Source organism: Nocardia wallacei (assembly GCF_029868745.1).
GTDB classification, from domain to species: domain Bacteria; phylum Actinomycetota; class Actinomycetes; order Mycobacteriales; family Mycobacteriaceae; genus Nocardia; species Nocardia wallacei_B.
Genome location: NZ_JARWOP010000058.1, coordinates 1 through 17,501, shown reverse-complemented (window position 1 = coordinate 17,501; position 17,501 = coordinate 1). Strand labels below are relative to the sequence as shown.

Genomic DNA, 17,501 nt, shown 5'->3' with positions numbered 1-17,501 from the left:
GTGTTCGTCTTCTTCGTGCTGCGCGCGCTGGGCGAGCTGGTGCTGCGCCGACCGTCGTCGGGGTCGTTCGTCTCCTACGCCCGTGAGTTCTACGGCGAGAAGCTCGCGTACGCGGTCGGCTGGATGTACTTCTTCCACTGGACCCGGGGGGGGCGCTTTAAAACAAACGCGCCGGGGCGCACCAAACCCCCCCGGGCGCAATTGCCGTCAGCTGCGTGCGATCACGGCTGGCCGGTGGCGGCAGCCTGCACGGCGTCCAGGAATTCCTGGCCACCCTGGATGTATCCGCCGGCGATACCGCCCACGACCCAGCCGATGGGCGCGGTGATCAGCGACAGAATTCCGAAGCCCAGCAGGGCGCCGATGAAACCGCCCACGATGACGCCGATGACCACGCCGACGCCGTTCTTGATGACCTGATCGCGAAGATTGTCGATCGCGCCGATGTTCTTCAGCTCGGCGATGTCCTCGGCGCTGGGCTGCGGGGTCAGGGTCACCTCGTGACCGTCCGCGGCGACCAGCTGCGCGACGGGAATCGAGCGTCCACCGAGCTCGTAGGTCTGCGGCAGCTCGGTGAGTGTCGAGCCGTCCGCGGCACGGAGCACCACGGTGCCGTTCTGCGCGACCTCGAACCGGCCGTTCTCGACAGTGGTGGTGACCGCGCGATCCACCGGCGAAACGGTGGTGTGGTAGTTGACTCCGTGATCGACGCCGGAAGTTGCATCCCCCGCCGTCACTGCCGCCGGCTGCTCGTTAACCGTCGCCGACTCGCCATGTGCGGTTGCCGCCGTGATCCCCGTCGCGGCAATCGCCATGAAAACGGTAGCAGTGATCTTTCCGAACTTCATTCTTGTTAATTCCTCCCGCTTGTCTGCCCCGGATTGGGCGACCGGGATAGACCATAGGGCACTCGGTTTGCTTTGTCGCGCGAGAAGTTCCCAGGAGGGGGACTAATAGCGATTGCTGGGTATTATCTGAAGATCTGTCGCGCAACGGATTCCGCACTGTTGAACATGTGCGATGCGCAACCCGCAGATAGTGCCTCGACTTTGCTGCTGCACAAGGCGGTTGAGTGAAATTGTTTCCGATCACGGCGCGTCGGATCGGAACGTCGGGGATGTTCTTGCCTGTCGGTGGTGCGATGCGACTGTGTCGTAGGCCACGCCCGGTACTTCGAGAAGGTTGTGGCGGCAACCTATTCCATCGGTCGCCGCCACACGAACGTCAGCCTTGGGGACCGCCGAACCTGCCCTCTTTCACTCCCACCGTGAAGGCGTCCCATTCTCCGGGCACGAACCTCAAAACCGCTCCACCGGGGTCTTTCGAGTCACGAACTCCGACCCCACCGTCATCGAGGAAAGCGACTTCGACGCACTCGCCGGACTGTGTGCTGTAGCTGCTCTTGAACCACTCGGCATTCGGGATGCTCACCGAGGTAACTCCTTCACGACCTTGGACAGATAAGCGCGAGTCTTCGTCGCGCTCAACGCAGCCCGCTCGATGCCGGCCCAATAGCGACGATACCGGGCCACTTGATCCTCCTTCTCGAAGTACAGGGCGCTGCCCACACCGGATTCGACGTAGACGACCGGCGGCTCCGGCCCTATGTCGCGAGGGGCGTCGAACTCCAGGATGATGAAGGGGCCTGCCTCGATGCCCGGGTGGAGGCCGTTGTCGAAAGGCACCAGTCGAATGTGGACGTCTGGAAGCCGGGACGCGGAGATGATCCGGCGAATCTGACCGGTCGCCGAACTCGGATCGCTGATCGGTCGGCGGATGACACTCTCGTCGAGAATCACATCCAGCCTCGGCCTGGCAGCGCTCGAGGCGGCTTGCCTGCTCAATCGAACCTCGACGTGGCGCTCGACCTCCTCGGCTGTCAGGTCGGGACTGGTGCTGAGCAGGGCTCGGGCGTAGTCCGCTGTCTGCAGCAGGCCAGGGATGCGTGCGTTCTGATAAATCGAGAGAGCCGTGGCGGCGCCTTCGAGAGCGATGTATGTGCTCAGCTGACTCATGGATTCGGTATTACCGAGACTGTGCCACCAGCCCTTTGCTGACTCCGCCTCCGTAGCAAGGGTTTTCAGATTCTCTTTGATTTCCGGCGAGGCGCGGTAGATCTCACACAGTTTATCGATGTAGATGTGCTTGAGCTTGCACGGTTGACCTTTGAGCATCTTCGTCACGGTCGTGTGATGGAGATCGACCTGTTCGGCGACGTCCTTGATGTAGAGACCGGATTCTCGGTGAAGCTTGGACAGGATGCGCGCAACCTGTCGACGGGGTACCGATGGGACGTTCGGCTGAGCTGGCACATCCTCCTCCATTCATTGAGCAGGGCAAACAGCGCCGCCAGCCTAGCCCAGTTCGTTTTTTCGCAGTGAAGATTGTTCGTGGAAACGATTGTGCGGGCGGGCATCGAGGTGTGAGCTGGGTCATGCATCCGGAAGTAGCCGCAGCGGCAAACCTTCCGCCATGCGAGGTCCGAGGCGCTCTACCACCTTTCCCCAACCAGGTTTCGGAGAAGCGATGACGTACGGGCAAGTGATCGAGCAGGCGCAAAGATCCGTCCGGACCGGCCGACTGAGGGCGGTCGGATTCGTTGTTGCCCATGGCCGGTGAACGGCGGTGCAGACGTGGAATGTGTTGGCGAGCATCGTGACTGTCGTCGCGGCGTGTGGTGTCGCGGTGCTTGCGGTCGGGTGCGTGTGGCCGGGTGAACCACCGCAGCAGCCCGCGCCGACTCCTAAACCCGCGACTCGGCGATGTGCGGGGGAGTGGGCGCAGGTGTGGGTGTGCGGCCCGCCGGAGGAGCCGTTCACGGTCGCCGAGGCACACAGGTGGATGCAGGTGCACCGGGAGCACGGCTGTGCGCGGAAGCGGGCCGCGTTCGACGCGCTCGTGGCGGCGGGTCGAATCGTCCCGGATTCCTCTCGGCGCCAACAACTTCGGGTGGACTCGTGAAGAACTCGATCGACAAGTATCTGCGGTGGACGCATCGGGACGTGGCCTCCGCGCGTATCCGTCGCCTGGCGGCCAGGGCCGAGCGGTTGGGCTACATCCTCGTGCGCGGTCACCGGAGCGGGGCCGAATGGCTGTTGCTGGACGCTGATAATCGCGAGATTGTCTGTGCCGCCGCGCAGTTGGAGGAGATCGAGCAATGGCTGGACACCTGAGCCGTACGGCGACGGCTAGCCCGGCCTCACATGGTCGCGGCGTCGATGACGAAGCGGTAGCGTACGTCGCTGGCGACCACTCGGTCGTACGCCTCGTCGATGCGGTCGGCGGAGATCACCTCGATTTCCGCGCCGATGCCGTGTGCGGCGCAGAAGTTCAGCATCTCCTGGGTTTGCGGGATGCCGCCGATCATCGAGCCGGCGAGGGAGCGGCGGAAACCGGCCAGGGTGAACGGTTTCACCTCGAGTGGATTGTCGGGCAGGCCGAGGATGACCAGGGTGCCGTCCAGGTTCAGGAGTTTCATGTACCGGTCCATGGGCAGATCGGCGGAGACGGTGTTGAGGATCAGGTCGAATTCGCCGCGCAATGTCCGGAAGGTTTCCTTGTCGCTGGTGGCGTAGTAGTGGTGGGCGCCGAAGCGGCGGCCGTCGTCCTGCTTGCTCAGCGAGTGGCTGAGCACCGTCACCTCCGCGCCCATCGCCGCGGCGATCTTCACTCCGATATGCCCGAGACCGCCCATGCCGATGATCGCGACCTTCTTGCCCGGCCCGGCGTTCCAGTGCCGCAGCGGCGAGAACAGCGTCACCCCGGCGCACAGCAGCGGCGCGGCCACGTCGAGGCCGATGCCCTCAGGGATCGACAGCACGAAATGCTCGGTCACGACCACCTGCGTCGAGTAACCGCCGTAGGTGTGGCCGCCCGGCTGGGCCTCCTCGGGCACCGCGGTGTTGTAGGTCATCACGGCGCCGCGGGTGCAGTACTGCTCCTCGCCCGCGACGCAGGGTCCGCATTCGCCGCACGAGTCGACCATGCAGCCGACGCCGACGCGATCGCCGGCCCGGTACTTGGTCACCGCCGAGCCGACCGCGGCGACGATGCCCGCGATCTCGTGTCCGGGGACGCAGGGGTAGCTGGTGCCGTGCCACTCGTCGCGGGCGGTGTGGATGTCGGAATGACAGATGCCCGCGTACTTGATGTCGATCAGCACATCGTGCGGCCCGAGGTCGCGGCGCTCGATCGTGGTCTTGGCGAAGGGCCCCTCGGGACCCGAGACGGCGTAGGCGGCGGCGGTCGTGGTCATGCGTTCATGCCTACTCCCGCATTGTTTACTTTGGCAAACGGCCCGGCCGGGCCGTGGAAAACTCGCGGGCCGGATTTGCCCGATATGCGCTCGCCCGTGCCACATGCTGATCGTCGTGGCGATTCTGCTTTCGCTGATCTCCCTGATCTCGACGCTGGCGGGCGGACTGGTCGCGGCCCGCATCGGCGAGCGCAAGCGCGTCGTGCTCGGCTTGGCGGCGGGCGTCATGCTCGGCGTGGTCGCCTTCGACCTGATCCCGGACGCGCTGGCGGAGTCGTCCTACACGGTGGCGGGGGTGCCCGGCGCGGTCGTCGCGGCGGTCGTGGGCTTCTTCACCGTGCACATCATCGAGCAGGCGACGGCCATCCACGTCGGGCACGAGAGCGAATTCGGCAGGCACACCCACGATTTCCGATCGGTCGGCATCGTCGCCGCCTGCGGCCTGATCTTCCACAGCATGCTCGACGGCCTCAGCATCGGCGTCGGCTTCCAGGCCGGGACCGCGCTCGGCGTCTCCGTGGCGATCGCGGTGATCTGCCACGACTTCGCCGACGGCTTCAACGCCTTCACGATTCCGACCCTGTACGGCAATGCCCATCGGCGGGCGCTGCTGCTGTTGTGGCTCGACGCGCTGGCTCCGGTGGTGGGCGCGGTGATCGGCACGCTCGTCCACATTCCCGCCGATCTGGCCGGGCTGTACCTGGGCTACTTCGCGGGCTTCCTGCTGTATCTCGCGACCGGCGACATCCTGCCCGAGGCGCATGCCGGGCGGCCGTCGCGGCTGGTGCTGCTGTGCACGATCGCCGGAGCGGCCGTCATGTTCGCGGTCGCGGCCCTGAATCATTGACGGGCCGGGTCGCGAAACCTCGGCTCGCCCAGGATCATTGCCGGTATCGGGCCGACAACCGGGCCGAAACAGTCGAGCGGTAAACAGGTATCACGAGAACGGGCGCGCCCGGCTCGCGGTGCTGCTACATATAGAAACACAATCGCCGGAGCCCGACGGGTGCGCACGAGGCGGGAGTGGCCATGTACGACGATCGGCGATCCGACGACCGAGGCGCGGGTAGGGCCGGACGACCGGTGCGGGTGGGCCGCGCCATGGCCACGCTGTGCGTGGTGGTGCTGGCCGGGGCCGCTTTCCTCGGCTACGCGGGCGACCTGCCGCGCTGGGCCTTCGACGTCGGCCACCCCACCGCGACGCTGCTCGGCCCGCCGCTGCCGCCGATGGACCCCGCCGCGGTCGCCGCGGCGGTGGAGCCCGAGCTGGCCAATATCAACGTTTCCATCCGGCCGGCCGGGACGAGCGCGGCGGGCTCGGGCATCGTGCTCACCGCCGACGGGCAGGTGCTCACCAGCCACCACGTGGTCAAGGGCGCGCAGTCGATCAGCGTCGGAGACATCGGGACCGGCGGCCGGTACGCCGCGACGGTGCTCGGCTACGACTCCGACGCCGATATCGCGCTGCTGTCGCTGTCGAACGCCGGGAATCTGCCGGTGGCCCGCATCGGTAGCTCGGCCGCGCTGCGCATCGGTGACGAGGTGCTGGCCGTCGGCAATGCGGGCGGTACCGGCACCCCGACTGCGACACCCGGCACGGTGACGGCGCTCGGGTCCTCGATCACCGCGCGCGATTCCGCCGACTACTCGAGCAAGGTATTGACCGGAATGGTCGAGGTGGCCGCGCCGGTGGTCTCCGGGCAGTCCGGCGGCGCGCTCGCCGACCGCTACGGCGCGGTGGTCGGCGTCGTCACCGCCGCGACCGGTGATCTGGCGAAGGCGGCGGGCCGGGCGAGCGGTTACGCGGTGCCGATCGATACGGCCATGCGCGTGGTCCGTCAGATCCGCTCGGGCATGCCGACCGACACCGTGCACGTGGGCCCCACCGCCACGCTGGGGGTGATCACCTCGAACGCCAAGCCCGCGGGGGCGCGCATCGAATCCGCGGTCTACGGCATGCCCGCCTACACCGCCGGACTCTCCGAAGGGGAGGTGATCACGGCCATCGATGGGCGCGCGGTCACCTCCGTGCAAACGCTGAAAGCCATTCTCAATCAGCGCAAACCGAACGATGCCGTGCATCTGGACCTCACCGCGCCCGATGGTTCCCAGCGCACCGCCGTCGTGGTGCTCGCGGCGGGTCCGCCCAACTAACCATCCCGAGGGGACGTGTGCCGCCTCAGACCAGCGACATCCAGTAGTCCTGGAACCGCAGGAACACCAGCAGCAGCACCACCGCGTAGAACACCACCACGACGGTCCAGCGCCACTCCGCGACGATGCGCAGCGGCCCGCGGGCGTCGCGCCACAGCTGATCGGTGACCACCGCCAGCAGGATCGGCGTGGCGGCCCACACCACCATGCAGTACGGGCACAGCGCGTTGATCCGGTACAGGCTCTGGAAGATCAGCCAGCCGATGAAGACGATCCCGAGCGCCAGGCCCAGCCACAGCCCGCCCCAGATCCAGCTCGGGAAGCCGACTCCGGCGACGGCGAGCACGGCCAGCGTCACCAGCACCGAGAACCCGACCACGCCGATCAGCGGGTTGGGGAATCCGAACACCGCGGCCTGATCGGTATCCATCACCGACCCGCACGACAGGATCGGGTTGATGCTGCACGAGGGCTTGTAGTCGGGATCCATGAACAGCTTGAACCGCTCCACGGTCAGTGTGACCGAGGCGATCCAGCCCGCGAGCCCGCCGATCAGCAGGATCCACGCGGAACGTGAAGGGGTCACTTCGCGGCGGCCTCGATGGTCTGGCGCAGGCCGTCCGGCTGCATGAGTTCCTGCGAACTCTTGACCGCGTTGCCGTTCACGAACACCGACGGCGTGGACTGGATGCCCTCGCCCAGCACGTCCTTGGTGATCTTCTGCACGTACTTGTCGTACTTGGCGCCGGTGATGCACTCCGCGGTGGCCGGGTCGGTATAGCCGGCGGCCTGCGTGATCTGCACGATCTGCTCGTCGGTCAGGCCGGTGCCGTTCTCCGGCGGCTGCTGCTGGTACATGGTGGTCAGCCAGGGCAGGAACTTGGTGGGGTCGGCCTCGGCCACGCAGTAGGCGGCATTCGCGCCGCGCGAGGAGTACCGCGTCCCCGACGACATCTTGTCCAGGAAGGCGATCACGTTGTACTCGACCGCGGCCGTACCGGCCTGCACCTCGTCCTCGAGCACCTTGCCGTTGGCCTGTTCGAACGCCTGGCAGGCCGGGCACTGCAGGTCGGCGACGACGCGCACGGTGACCTTGGCGCCGGGCTTGCCGACGCGAATGGCGCCGTTGTCGGTGATGGAACCGGAAACGGCGTCCGGACCGGCCGGCTGGGCGGCGACCGACGGGGTGGGGCCGGGATCGTTCTTCTTCGACTGCTTCACCGCGACACTGATGCCGATGGCGGCGATGAGCGCGACCAGCACGGCCCCGACACCCACCTGGATCAAGATGGTGCGGGTGCGATCCGTACCCTGCACCGACGCCAGTGGGTTCTTACCACGCGGATTCTTGCTCACCTTCGAGTCGCCTTCCTGTGTCTTCGTGCGGACAGCCGTCCGGTGCCGTCTGCGATGGTACGGGTCGAGACCGACGCGAGCGCACCGGTGATCCTGAGAAAGCCTCGAGATTCGGGCGGATCGGCCGCCGCGTCAGGAGGCGGCGAGGCGGCGTTTCTGTTCCTCGACGTCGAATCGCGCGGGCGGCCAGTCCAGGTCGAGGCCGCTCAGCGCATCGATCAGCAACTCGGTGACGGCCAGCCGGGAAAACCATTTCCGATCGGCGGGCAGCACGTACCAGGGGGCGTGCGCGGTCGAGGTGCGGTCCAGCATCGCCTGGTAGGCCTCCCGGTACGCCGGCCAGAAGCCGCGCTCATCGATGTCGGCGGGGTTGAACTTCCAGTACTTGTCGCGCCGGTCCAGTCGCCGCGCCAGCCGCTTCTTCTGCTCGTCCAGCGAGACGAACATGGCCACCTTGACCAGCGTGGTGCCGGCATCGACCAGTTCGCGCTCGAACTCGTTGATCTCGTCGTAGCGGGTGCTCCAGACCTCCGGCGGCACCAGGTTGTGCACCCGGACCACCAGGACGTCCTCGTAGTGGGAGCGATCGAACACCCCGATCTGGCCGCCGCGCGGCAACTGCTTGCGGATCCGCCACAGGTAGTGGTGGCGCTTCTCCGCGGGAGTGGGCACGCCGAAGGCGGCATGGTCGACGCCCTGCGGATCCACCGAGCCGATGACGTGCCGCACGATCCCGCCCTTACCGGCGGTGTCCATGCCCTGCAGCACCAGCAGCACGCTGCGGGAATCGCCCGAGCGGCCGTTGGCGAACAGCTTTTCCTGCAGGTCCGACAGCACCCGGCTGCGCTCGGCCAGCAACCGCGCACCGGCCGCCTTGCCGCCCTCGAAACCCGGTGTGGCGGAAGGATGCAGCGCTGCCAGCTCGATGCCGTCGGCGCGCAGGGCCTGGGCGACCGGTTCGGACCACGGGGATTTCGCCATAACTGTGCAGTATGCGCGGCCGCCGCCGGTTACCGGCGCTACGCCACTCGGACTCGCTCAGGGGATACCCGCCAGCTTCATCAGCTGGCCCGCGAAGTCGGTGTCGGACACCGGCGTCAGGACGAGGTCGGCGGCAGTGGTCAGCAGGTAGCGGCCGTCGCCACTGAAGTCAAGCCAGGTGCGGTGGCGGGTCGGCGGCGACATCGGGTTGTCGGGGGACACGCTCACCGTGATGAATCCGCGCGCGTCGACCGGTTCGCGCAATTTGCGACGGAAGCGGGCGGCGCCACCGCGGCCGTTGGTGGCCAGCGGGGGCGGCGGATCCGGCTTCAGTACCTCGTCCTGCGGTTCGCGCATCGCCGCCTGCCGGCCGGGCGGCGCCGAGCCCACCACCTCCACCAGCTTGGCGCCCAGCGCGCGGGCGTGGCAGACCGTGACGGTCACGGTGTCGGGGCCCGCGACGAGGAGCCCGGCGTGATGGTGCACGACGGCGGCGAAGGCGAGGATGCGTTCCGGTGCGGCCGGGTCGGCGGCGCCCGAACGCTGTCCGGTGATCGTGATGGTGGTGGCGTCGGTCCGGGCGCACAGCATCAGCGCCGCGGTCAGATCCGGGTCGGTGTTGCGGGCGTAGCGGCTGCGCAAACCCAGTGCGGCGTACTCGGATTCGGTGCGTGCGGTGGCCGCGGGCAGCAAATTTACGGGGTAAGGACGGCGGTCCAGACCGGTCTCGGTAGCCCAGACGTGTGTGAACTCGTCCGGGGTGAGAACCCATTTCACTGCTGGTGACCCCCGCTCGAGCCGGGCCCGGATGGCGCCGGCGCGAACCGGGGAACGCGGTCCCCGGACGCGGGCAGGGTCGGGTTGTAGACGTAGGCCATCACGTCGCGGGCGTCGGCGAGGGCGGCCGCGGCGTGCAGGTCGTATTCCATCCGGCGGTGGCCGCCGTGCACCGCCTCGGCGGCCGGATCGTCCAGTGGCCGGTACGGCGGTGGCGGCGGCGGTATCGCGTCCCGAATGGCTTGTGCGGCTTCGGCATCGGATTCCAGCAGCCGCTGTACCGCGGCGCAGACCTCCGACATCGCGGTCCCGCGGGCGACCAGATCCCGGGTGGCCCGCAACGCCGCGTCCCGGGCCTGGCCGGTCCAGCGGGCGAACTCGGCATTGGTGCTGTCGGAGAACGCGCGGAACGCCTCGCCGACCAGTTCGGCATTGCGGTGCCAGGCGTCGGCCGCCTGCCCCAGCGCGCCCGGGTCCAGCGCCTCGTGCACGCGGTCCCACAGCTCCTGGTGCGTATGCGCGCCGAACAGTTCCCGATCCGGAACGTAGGGCGGGTCGGCCTCGTCCGGGGTCACCGGTCCTCCCAACGGGTGGCGGCCAGTTCCACGGCGGCCCGGTTGGCGGCCTCGGCCTCGGCGAAATGCTTGCCCGCGGCCAGGTACGCGGCCTTGAACAGCAGCGCCGTCTCCTGGAACGAGAGCACGGTATCGAGGTATTCGCGGCCCTTGCCCGCGAAGCCGCGGGTGAGCTGATGGCCCGAGGGCAGGTCGGCGAAACCGGTGACGGTGGTCAGCTGATGTTCGGTGGCCCGGGCCTTCTGGAGATCCTCGACCAGCCGGTCACACGCCGCGGCCAGGTTGCGCGCGACATCCTCGGCGATCTCGAAGGCCCTGCCGCCGGAACCCGTTGCCGCGGCATAGAGTTCGCGAGCGGCCTGCTGTCCGGTATCCGGTACACCCACCCGACTGCCCCCTTCCACTCACCACCCACCTGTCCCGATCGGGACATTACCGGAGCGTAACCTCCGGCGGCGCGGGTCGAGGTTGTGACCCGGCACACCCTCGACCGGGGCGGCTTGTGAAAGGCGTTGCGCGATACGAGTTTCCGGACTCGGATCCGCGCGGGCGTGGCGCACCTGGGACGTCGTTGCCAGGCAGCGGTTTTCAGGCCCGCTCGACCTCGATGGTCATCCCGGCCCGGCGCAGGCGGTCGGTGAGGGGGTCGCCCATCGCCGCGGCGGGGGTGAGAATGCCTGCCAGTTCGGGCAGGTCGTCGTAGGCGAGGCTGAGACCGGACTCGCCGAGCAGCACCGCGGTGGCCTGGTAACCCGGATCTCCCTGTCCGGCAAAGGTGCAGACGTACTTCGCGCCGGAGGTGGTGTGCGCGAAGGTCTTCATGGTGAACCAGCCCTTGCGGCGGGCCTCCGCGCTGGGGCCGGTGCCCGGTTTCGGCAGCACCCGGTCGAGTAGTCGACGGCCCGCCGACACCTTCGACAGCAGCGCCCCGGTCGCCATGCCCGCCGCGACGCCGCCGGCGATACCGGCCGCGACCAGCGGCGCGGCGGCCGACTTACCGGCGCTCATCACCTCGCGATAGTGGAAGTTCTTGCCGTACACCCAACCCAGCAGGCCGTTGCTGCGCCGCACGATCTTGGTGTTGTGCGCGGCCATCACGAATGTGGCGACCCAGCCGTCGAGACTGGGGTCGATGCTCGCGGCGCGGGTCAGCGCCTGATCGGACTGCCGTCCGACATCGGGCTCCATCGCCTTGTCCGGGCTCAGCGAATACGGATGCGACAGCACCGACCCCTTGGCCGGATCGGCGGCGATCGCCTCCATCATGGCGCGCCCGGAGTCGATCGTGCCGCCGCTGGCGCCGCCCTTGAGCCAGGCGACCAGGGTGGTGTCGGTGAGTTCGCCGGTGTTGTCCTCGACCGAGCGCCGGTACAGCCGATACACACTCAGATCCGACGGAATCGAGTCGTAGCCACAGGAATTCACGATCTTCGCGCCGCTCGCCACCGCCTGGTCATGGAACCTGTCGATGCATTCGCGGATGAACAGCGGCTCGCCGGTGAGGTCGGCGTAGTGGGTGCCGGCCTGTGCGCACGCCTGCGCCAGCGGCAGGCCGTAGCGCAGGTACGGGCCGACGGTGGTGACCACGACCCTGGTCCGCGCGACGAGCCCGTCCAGCGCGCACTGATCGGTCGAATCCGCTACCAGCAGTGGCCATTCCGCCGCGGCTGGGCCCAGACCGTCGCGGATCTTGGTCAGCTTCTCCGGTGAGCGGCCCGCCAGGGCGATCCGTGCCCCGGCCGGCGCCGCGCCCGCCAGATATTCCGCGGTGAGCCTGCCGACGAAACCGGTCGCGCCGAACAGCACGAGATCGAATTCCCTGTCTGCCATGGAGTTTCCCATCTGTTCAAGCTTTTTTGCGTCGTTTCCCGGTGGTCTGCTTGCGCGCCGGTCCGGTGGTTCGAGTGACGAGGTCGGGTCGCTGCGCGAGCCAGGCGTGGTGCGCCTTGCCCAGCTCGGTGACCGGCGGATCGCCGTAGAGCCATTCGCGGGCGATGCGGTGCCAGTTGGCGGTCGCCTCCAGCTGGCCCAGCACGCCGAAGGTGAGGAAGTCGGCGCGGCGGGAGAACAGATGCTCCGGCGGCAGGTTCTGCTGCTTCATCCCGGCGTACTCACCGGCCCGCGGGTCCACGGCGAGCACGAACGCGCCGCTGGCCAGCTCGGGAGTGATGGTCAGTTCCTCGTCCAGCACCGCCCACTCGCACGCGGCCAGCACGTACTCCAGGCATTCCTCGGGACTGACCTCGTCGGGCGCGTCGATGACGCCGCGGTCGATCATGATCTGCCACAGGTCTTCCGCGCGATCCTCGGCGGCGGCCCGGATCCCGGCGATCTCCGCCTGCACATGCTTGGGATCCATCCGGTTGAACAGGCCGAAGTCCAGGAACGCCACCCGGCCGTCCTCGCCCAGCAGCAGATTGCCCGGGTGCGGATCGCCGCAGAACTCGTTGAAGGAGAACAGAGAGCCGACGTAGAAGCGATAGATGATCTCGCCCACCCGGTTGCGTTCGGCCGCGGGCAGTCCGCGGATCTCCTCGAAGCCGCGCCCGGGGAAGTACTCGCTCACCAGCACGCGGGTGCTCGACAACTCCGGCATGGTGGCCGGGACGACGATGAACGGATGGTCGGCGTACAGGTCGGCGATCTGGCGCTGCGTATTCGCCTCGGCGACGTAGTCGAGTTCGCTCTCCAGATTCAGCCGCAACTCGTCGAGCACCGCGGGCGTCACCCACGGCATCGCCGATTGCAGGACGCGGCGGAACATGGCCAGGTTCTTCAGGTCCGCGCGCACGGCCACGTCGATGCCGGGGTACTGCACCTTCACCGCGACCCGGCGGCCGTCGTGCAGCCGAGCCCGGTACACCTGGCCGATGGAGGCCGCCGCGATCGGCTCGGGTTCGAATTCGGCGAAGGTCTCCTCCAGCGGGCGGCCGAAGTCCTCCTCGATCACCGCGCGCATGGTGTCGAAGGAGACATTGGGCGCGCTGTCGCGCAGCACGGCCAGCCGCTTCTGGAAGCGTTCGCGATGCTCGGGCGGCACCAAGTCCAGATCCAGCACCGACAGCATCTGCCCGAGCTTCATGGCGACGCCCTTCATGGTGCCGAGCACCATCACCATCTGCTCGGTGGCGCGGAGCATCGATTCCTCGGCCATCCGCGCGCGCACCGCCTCCGAGCGGCCGCGCATGGATCGGCGGGTGCGTTGCGCGCGAATGACGTTGCCTGCCACGGCCACGCCCAATTTCGTCCCCCGAGCGAATCTGGACGTCGGCAGCTCTTTCGCCATTGAACCTCCGTTGGTGCCGGCGCACGGCGGACGCGACCGTCCCGTCCCCTGCCGATCTTCAGACTAGCCAACGCGGCGCGGTCCGGCCCAGACGTTGGCGACGGGGGCCGGGATGTCTTCGACGGGCCTATTCCGCGGCTTCGGCGGGCGCCGGGAGGCGGTGCGGGTCGGCGTTGAACTTCTCCGGGGAGCCGCTCGCGCGCACCATGCCCTCGATGGCGCTCCAGGCCATCATCGTCATGTGGTCGAGCATCATCTCGGCGCTCATGGTGCGGTTCGTGATCCACCAGTCCGTGGCCAGTTGGACGCCGCCGACCAGCACATAGGCGTAGAGCTGGACGCCCTCGGTCTCGATGCCGCGGTCGAACGCCTTGTCCAGCAGCACCGCCGCCACCACGTCTGCGAACAGCTTCTCGAAGTCGGCGAGCGTGGACTTGTCGGTGGTGGAGCCGTTGCCCATGATGAACCGGTACACGTGGGTATCGGCGTCGACGGTGTGCACGTAGGCGGCGAGGGTGTTACGCACCAATTCGTACTCGTCGAGATCGTCGCTGATGGCCTCGTAGATACGCGGCATCAGGGTGGTCTCGATGAACCGCTCCATGGTCGCGCGGGTCAGGTCGCTCTTGTCCGAGAAGTATCGGTAGAGGACCGTTTTCGAGACGCCGATCTCGGCGGCGATCTCGTCCATGCCGACCTCGCCGCCGCGTTTGCGGATCGCGGCCAGTGTGCCGTCGACCAGTTCCTCGCGGCGATCGATCTTGTGCTGATGCCAGCGCTTCTTCCGGCCGTCCACCCGGCCCGCGCGTGCGGGGGCCGCCCCTTTACGTGCCGCAGTCGCTCCGGCGGCGCGCTTGCCGACCTCGACGAGTTCTTCGGTGGACAGGATGGGCTCCTTGGTGGGAGGTAGTGGGCGCCTCCAGCTTAGGTCCTCGCGAACGCCCGTGTTCGGTCTTCGGTGGGGAGCCCGGTCACGGAGGCGCGGCGAGTAGGGGTGGGCGGGTCACGCCGGGCAGGTCCGGTGCTGCGACCAGAATGGGAAATATGGAGCGATCTGCCAGCAGTGCGTCCGTCGTCGGCGCGGAGTCGGACACGGCCGTCGAACCCGCTGCCGGAGTGGGAAACAACACAGCCGGAGCGCCGGGTCCGTCGTCGTTCGCCGATCTGATGGACGAGTCCGGCAAGAAGCGCGATCTGCGCAGGATGAAGATCGTCGCGACCGGCTTCCTGGTCGCGGCCACGGTGGTTTATCTGTTCTGTTGCTGGCTGGGGTCGCGCGGCGTCGGCGGGTCCTGGGTCGGGTACGTGCGCGCGGCGTCGGAGGCCGGCATGGTCGGCGCGCTGGCCGACTGGTTCGCGGTGACGGCGCTGTTCCGGCATCCGCTCGGGCTGCCGATCCCGCACACCGCGATCATCCGCAAGAAGAAGGATCAGCTCGGCACGAGCCTGGGCGATTTCGTGCGGACGAATTTCCTGTCGCCGGACACGGTGGCGGAGAAGGTGAATTCGGCCCGGTTCTCGCTGCGGCTGGGACGGTGGATGGCCGACACCGACCACGCCGCCCGGGTCTCGGAGGAGTCCTCGACGATCCTGCGCGCGATCATCGGCGCGCTGCGCGACGAGGACGTCGAACAGATCATCGACAACACCATCGTCAAACGCATCGCCGAACCGCAGTGGGGCCCGCCGATCGGGCGAGTGCTCTCGGAATTGCTGGCCGAGAACCGGCAGGCGCCGCTGTTGGATCTGCTCGCCGAGCGCGCGCACCAGTGGGCGCTGGGCAGCCAGGAGACGCTGGACCGGATCGTGATGCGCGACGCGCCGTCGTGGGCGCCCAAATTCGTCAATGTGCTGCTGTCGGAGAGAATTTATCGGGAATTGGTGGAATTCACCTGGAAGATTCGTTCCGATCCGGAGCACGAGGTCCGGTTGGCGGCGAACCGATTCCTCGAGGATTTCGCGCACGATCTGCAGTACGACGAGGCCATGATCACGAAAGCGGAGCGGGTCAAGGCGGAGATCATGGGTCGCGAGGAGATCACCGGAATGGCCCGCGCCACCTGGCGGGCGGCCAAACGGATGATCTTGGAATCCGCCGACGACCCGCACAGCACGTTGCGCCGCAAGATCACCGAGAACGTGCAGCAATTGGGGCAGCGTCTGGTGGACGAGCCGCCGCTGCGGGAAAAGGTGGACTCGTGGGTGGAACGTGGTGTGCGGTACCTGGTTTCCAACTACGGCGCCGAGATCGCGACGCTGATCAGCGATACGGTTGCCCGGTGGGACGCCGATGAGGCGAGTCGCAAGATCGAATTGCAGGCCGGGCGCGATCTGCAATTCATCCGGATCAACGGAACGGTCGTCGGATCGCTGGCGGGCCTGGCGATCTACGCCATTTCACACGCGTTGTTCCCGGGCTGGTCGGCGTAGCCGCCGTGCCGGTGCTAGCTAGAGTGCTTGCAAGAGTTAGCACCCTGTTTTAGAATCGACCGTACAACCGCCGGAAGGTGAGTGATGGCACAGGAGCCCGAGGTTTCCGACCAGAACACCGGGGAATCCGCAGAGACGTCTGCGGCCGGAGAACGGGTGGGCCGCGTCGTCAATGCGGCACACGACATCGGAGGCTTCATCCGGTCGCAACGAGAGGCCGCGCAGGTCTCGCTGCGACAGCTCGCACAACTGGCGGGGGTGAGCAATCCGTATCTCAGTCAGATCGAGCGCGGGTTGCGTAACCCGTCCGCCGAGGTGCTCGCGCAGATCGCGAAGGGTCTGCGGGTCTCCTCGGAGGTCTTGTACGTGCGGGCCGGCTACCTCGAACAGAGGCCGTCGAGCCCGGTCCGGGACGCCCTGCTGGCCGACACGGTGATCACCGAGCGGCAGAAGCAGGTGCTGCTGGACATCTACGAATCGTTCCGCCGGGAAAACGCGGGGAACGACGTCGGAGGGGACAACGACGTTCCGCATCACGCCACCGATGGCAGCACTATCGAAGTTCCGCCACGCCAGGAGAACGAAACACCATGACCGAATCCCACGCCACCACAGCCACCGTGCGACCGCTCTACGCGACGGTCGGTGCCGGCGACGCGTTGTACGCCGCCGTGAACGACCTGGTCGAGAAGGTCCGTGAGCGCGCCGCCACCGCCGATGTCAGCGGCCGGGTCGAGGAGGCCCGCGAGCGCCTGTCGACCCTGCCGGCCGATGCCCAGGAGCAGTTCGGCACGCTGCGTCAGCGGGTCGCCGCCCTGCCTTCGGAGCTGCCCGACGACATCGCCGAGCTGCGCGAGCGCTTCACCCCCGAGGAACTGCGCCGCCTGGCCGACCAGTACTACCACCAGCTGCTGGACCTGTACTCCGATCTTGCCGAGCGCGGTGAGGAGACGGTGGTCCGCCTGCGTTCGGAGAGCACCGGTTTCGACGAGCAGTTCGGCCGCGTCGAGGGCCTCTACACCGACCTCGCCACCCGCGCCGCGGGCGGCCGCGGCCACGGGGGCGGGCCGGCCCCCGGCCCGCGGGGGGGGGAGATAACCGAGGAGCCCCCCGCCCCCCCCCCCCCCCGGGGGCCCCGGGGGGGCGTCTCGAGCGGCCGAACGCCGCCTTACTTCTTGGCGGTGGTGGTCTTCTTCGCCGGCGCCTTCTTGGCCGGAGCCTTCTTGGCGGGCGCCTTCTTCGCGGTGCCGGTGGCCGGCGTGGGCTCGGTGGTCACCTGCACGACCTCGGCGTCGACGACGGGCTCGTCGTCCGCGGGCTCATCGGCGATCTTCTGACCCAGCAGGCCGCGGGCCTGCTCGCTCACCTTGCCGAGGGCGTCCGCGGCGCGGGGGGGGGGGTGGGGGTTGAGGGCCACGACGCGGCCGCACAGCTAGTCGAAAACGGTGCTGGGCGAACGCAGGCGGAGCGGAGCGAGGCGGAGAATCGCCTGGCCGCGCTGCGCGACGATCCCCGTCAGTTGCAGATGCAGGCCGTGGTGCTCGGCGCGGCGCTGGCCGCGGGCGCCGACGCGATCCACCCCGGCTACGGATTCCTTTCCGAGAACGCCGATTTCGCGCGCGCCGTGCTCGCGGCCGGACTGACCTGGATCGGTCCGCCGGTCGCCGCCATCGAGCAGATGGGCTCG

Annotated in this window: 21 protein-coding genes and 1 pseudogene; 9 read left to right on the top strand and 13 right to left on the bottom strand. The window is 68.0% G+C overall.

The features are described from left to right. Window positions 1-171: pseudogene (locus tag QH470_RS03615) on the top strand (amino acid permease); the annotation flags it as partial. A 50-nt stretch (window positions 172-221) separates the two neighbouring features. Here the strand turns inward: QH470_RS03615 and QH470_RS03610 are convergent. From QH470_RS03610 to QH470_RS03600, 3 genes are all read right to left on the bottom strand, one after another. Further along, a complete protein-coding gene (locus QH470_RS03610) occupies window positions 222-737 on the bottom strand; it encodes a DUF8020 domain-containing protein (protein WP_280270809.1) in 516 nt (171 codons plus the stop codon). Between the two features lie 487 nt (window positions 738-1,224). Next, complete coding sequence (locus QH470_RS03605; protein ID WP_280270808.1) at window positions 1,225-1,431, bottom strand: DUF397 domain-containing protein; 207 nt, start codon at window positions 1,429-1,431, stop codon at window positions 1,225-1,227. Then, on the bottom strand, window positions 1,428-2,174 hold the full coding sequence (locus QH470_RS03600; RefSeq protein ID WP_280270811.1) for a DUF5753 domain-containing protein: 747 nt from the start codon (window positions 2,172-2,174) through the stop codon (window positions 1,428-1,430). The genes QH470_RS03605 and QH470_RS03600 overlap by 4 nt, the downstream gene beginning before the upstream one ends. Window positions 2,175-2,192: 18 nt before the next feature. Here QH470_RS03600 and QH470_RS03595 point away from each other — a divergent pair, with 18 nt between their 5' ends. After that, window positions 2,193-2,381, top strand: coding sequence for a hypothetical protein (locus tag QH470_RS03595; protein WP_280270807.1), 189 nt, complete (start codon window positions 2,193-2,195; stop codon window positions 2,379-2,381). Window positions 2,382-2,957: 576 nt separating this feature from the next. Beyond that, a complete protein-coding gene (locus QH470_RS03590) occupies window positions 2,958-3,173 on the top strand; it encodes a hypothetical protein (protein WP_280270806.1) in 216 nt (71 codons plus the stop codon). A 26-nt stretch (window positions 3,174-3,199) separates the two neighbouring features. Here QH470_RS03590 and QH470_RS03585 read toward each other — a convergent pair whose 3' ends face one another. Further along, the gene (locus tag QH470_RS03585) at window positions 3,200-4,255 is read right to left on the bottom strand and encodes an NAD(P)-dependent alcohol dehydrogenase (RefSeq protein WP_280270805.1); all 1,056 of its coding nucleotides are present in this window, start codon (window positions 4,253-4,255) and stop codon (window positions 3,200-3,202) included. A 115-nt stretch (window positions 4,256-4,370) separates the two neighbouring features. Here QH470_RS03585 and QH470_RS03580 point away from each other — a divergent pair, with 115 nt between their 5' ends. Further along, a complete protein-coding gene (locus tag QH470_RS03580; protein WP_280270804.1) occupies window positions 4,371-5,102 on the top strand; it encodes a ZIP family metal transporter in 732 nt (243 codons plus the stop codon). 182 nt (window positions 5,103-5,284) lie between these two features. Further along, the gene (locus QH470_RS03575; RefSeq protein ID WP_280270803.1) at window positions 5,285-6,409 is read left to right on the top strand and encodes a S1C family serine protease; all 1,125 of its coding nucleotides are present in this window, start codon (window positions 5,285-5,287) and stop codon (window positions 6,407-6,409) included. A 25-nt stretch (window positions 6,410-6,434) separates the two neighbouring features. Here the strand turns inward: QH470_RS03575 and QH470_RS03570 are convergent, their stop codons facing one another. The 9 genes from QH470_RS03570 to QH470_RS03530 form a co-directional block, all read right to left on the bottom strand. Further along, window positions 6,435-6,995 carry a vitamin K epoxide reductase family protein gene (locus tag QH470_RS03570; RefSeq protein ID WP_280270802.1) on the bottom strand — a complete coding sequence of 187 codons (561 nt, stop codon included), beginning with the start codon at window positions 6,993-6,995 and terminating at the stop codon, window positions 6,435-6,437. Further along, window positions 6,992-7,765, bottom strand: coding sequence for a DsbA family protein (locus tag QH470_RS03565; protein ID WP_280270801.1), 774 nt, complete (start codon window positions 7,763-7,765; stop codon window positions 6,992-6,994). Before QH470_RS03565 ends, QH470_RS03570 begins: the two co-directional genes overlap by 4 nt. A 132-nt stretch (window positions 7,766-7,897) precedes the next feature. Next, a complete protein-coding gene (locus QH470_RS03560) occupies window positions 7,898-8,746 on the bottom strand; it encodes a polyphosphate kinase 2 family protein (RefSeq protein ID WP_280270800.1) in 849 nt (282 codons plus the stop codon). 57 nt (window positions 8,747-8,803) lie between these two features. After that, complete coding sequence (locus QH470_RS03555) at window positions 8,804-9,523, bottom strand: ESX secretion-associated protein EspG (protein ID WP_280270799.1); 720 nt, start codon at window positions 9,521-9,523, stop codon at window positions 8,804-8,806. Continuing rightward, a complete protein-coding gene (locus QH470_RS03550; RefSeq protein WP_280270798.1) occupies window positions 9,520-10,098 on the bottom strand; it encodes a hypothetical protein in 579 nt (192 codons plus the stop codon). Before QH470_RS03550 ends, QH470_RS03555 begins: the two co-directional genes overlap by 4 nt. Continuing rightward, window positions 10,095-10,484 carry a hypothetical protein gene (locus tag QH470_RS03545; protein WP_280270797.1) on the bottom strand — a complete coding sequence of 130 codons (390 nt, stop codon included), beginning with the start codon at window positions 10,482-10,484 and terminating at the stop codon, window positions 10,095-10,097. Before QH470_RS03545 ends, QH470_RS03550 begins: the two co-directional genes overlap by 4 nt. Before the next feature lie 202 nt (window positions 10,485-10,686). Further along, window positions 10,687-11,928 carry a saccharopine dehydrogenase family protein gene (locus tag QH470_RS03540; protein ID WP_280270796.1) on the bottom strand — a complete coding sequence of 414 codons (1,242 nt, stop codon included), beginning with the start codon at window positions 11,926-11,928 and terminating at the stop codon, window positions 10,687-10,689. A gap of 16 nt (window positions 11,929-11,944) precedes the next feature. Continuing rightward, on the bottom strand, window positions 11,945-13,384 hold the full coding sequence (locus QH470_RS03535; RefSeq protein ID WP_280270795.1) for an ABC1 kinase family protein: 1,440 nt from the start codon (window positions 13,382-13,384) through the stop codon (window positions 11,945-11,947). Window positions 13,385-13,511: 127 nt separating this feature from the next. Continuing rightward, the gene (locus QH470_RS03530; protein ID WP_280270794.1) at window positions 13,512-14,180 is read right to left on the bottom strand and encodes a TetR/AcrR family transcriptional regulator; all 669 of its coding nucleotides are present in this window, start codon (window positions 14,178-14,180) and stop codon (window positions 13,512-13,514) included. A 248-nt stretch (window positions 14,181-14,428) separates the two neighbouring features. Between QH470_RS03530 and QH470_RS03525 the strand changes: the two genes are divergently transcribed. From QH470_RS03525 to QH470_RS38075, 4 genes are all read left to right on the top strand, one after another. Next, window positions 14,429-15,814: a DUF445 domain-containing protein gene (locus QH470_RS03525; RefSeq protein ID WP_400180990.1), complete on the top strand. Its 1,386-nt coding sequence runs from the start codon at window positions 14,429-14,431 to the stop codon at window positions 15,812-15,814. Window positions 15,815-15,898: 84 nt separating this feature from the next. Next, the gene (locus tag QH470_RS03520; RefSeq protein ID WP_280270793.1) at window positions 15,899-16,408 is read left to right on the top strand and encodes a helix-turn-helix domain-containing protein; all 510 of its coding nucleotides are present in this window, start codon (window positions 15,899-15,901) and stop codon (window positions 16,406-16,408) included. After that, the gene (locus QH470_RS03515; protein ID WP_280270792.1) at window positions 16,405-17,151 is read left to right on the top strand and encodes a heparin-binding hemagglutinin; all 747 of its coding nucleotides are present in this window, start codon (window positions 16,405-16,407) and stop codon (window positions 17,149-17,151) included. Before QH470_RS03520 ends, QH470_RS03515 begins: the two co-directional genes overlap by 4 nt. 188 nt (window positions 17,152-17,339) lie before the next feature. Beyond that, window positions 17,340-17,501: biotin carboxylase N-terminal domain-containing protein (locus QH470_RS38075; protein ID WP_425302596.1), on the top strand; the 162-nt coding region annotated here is incomplete at its 3' end.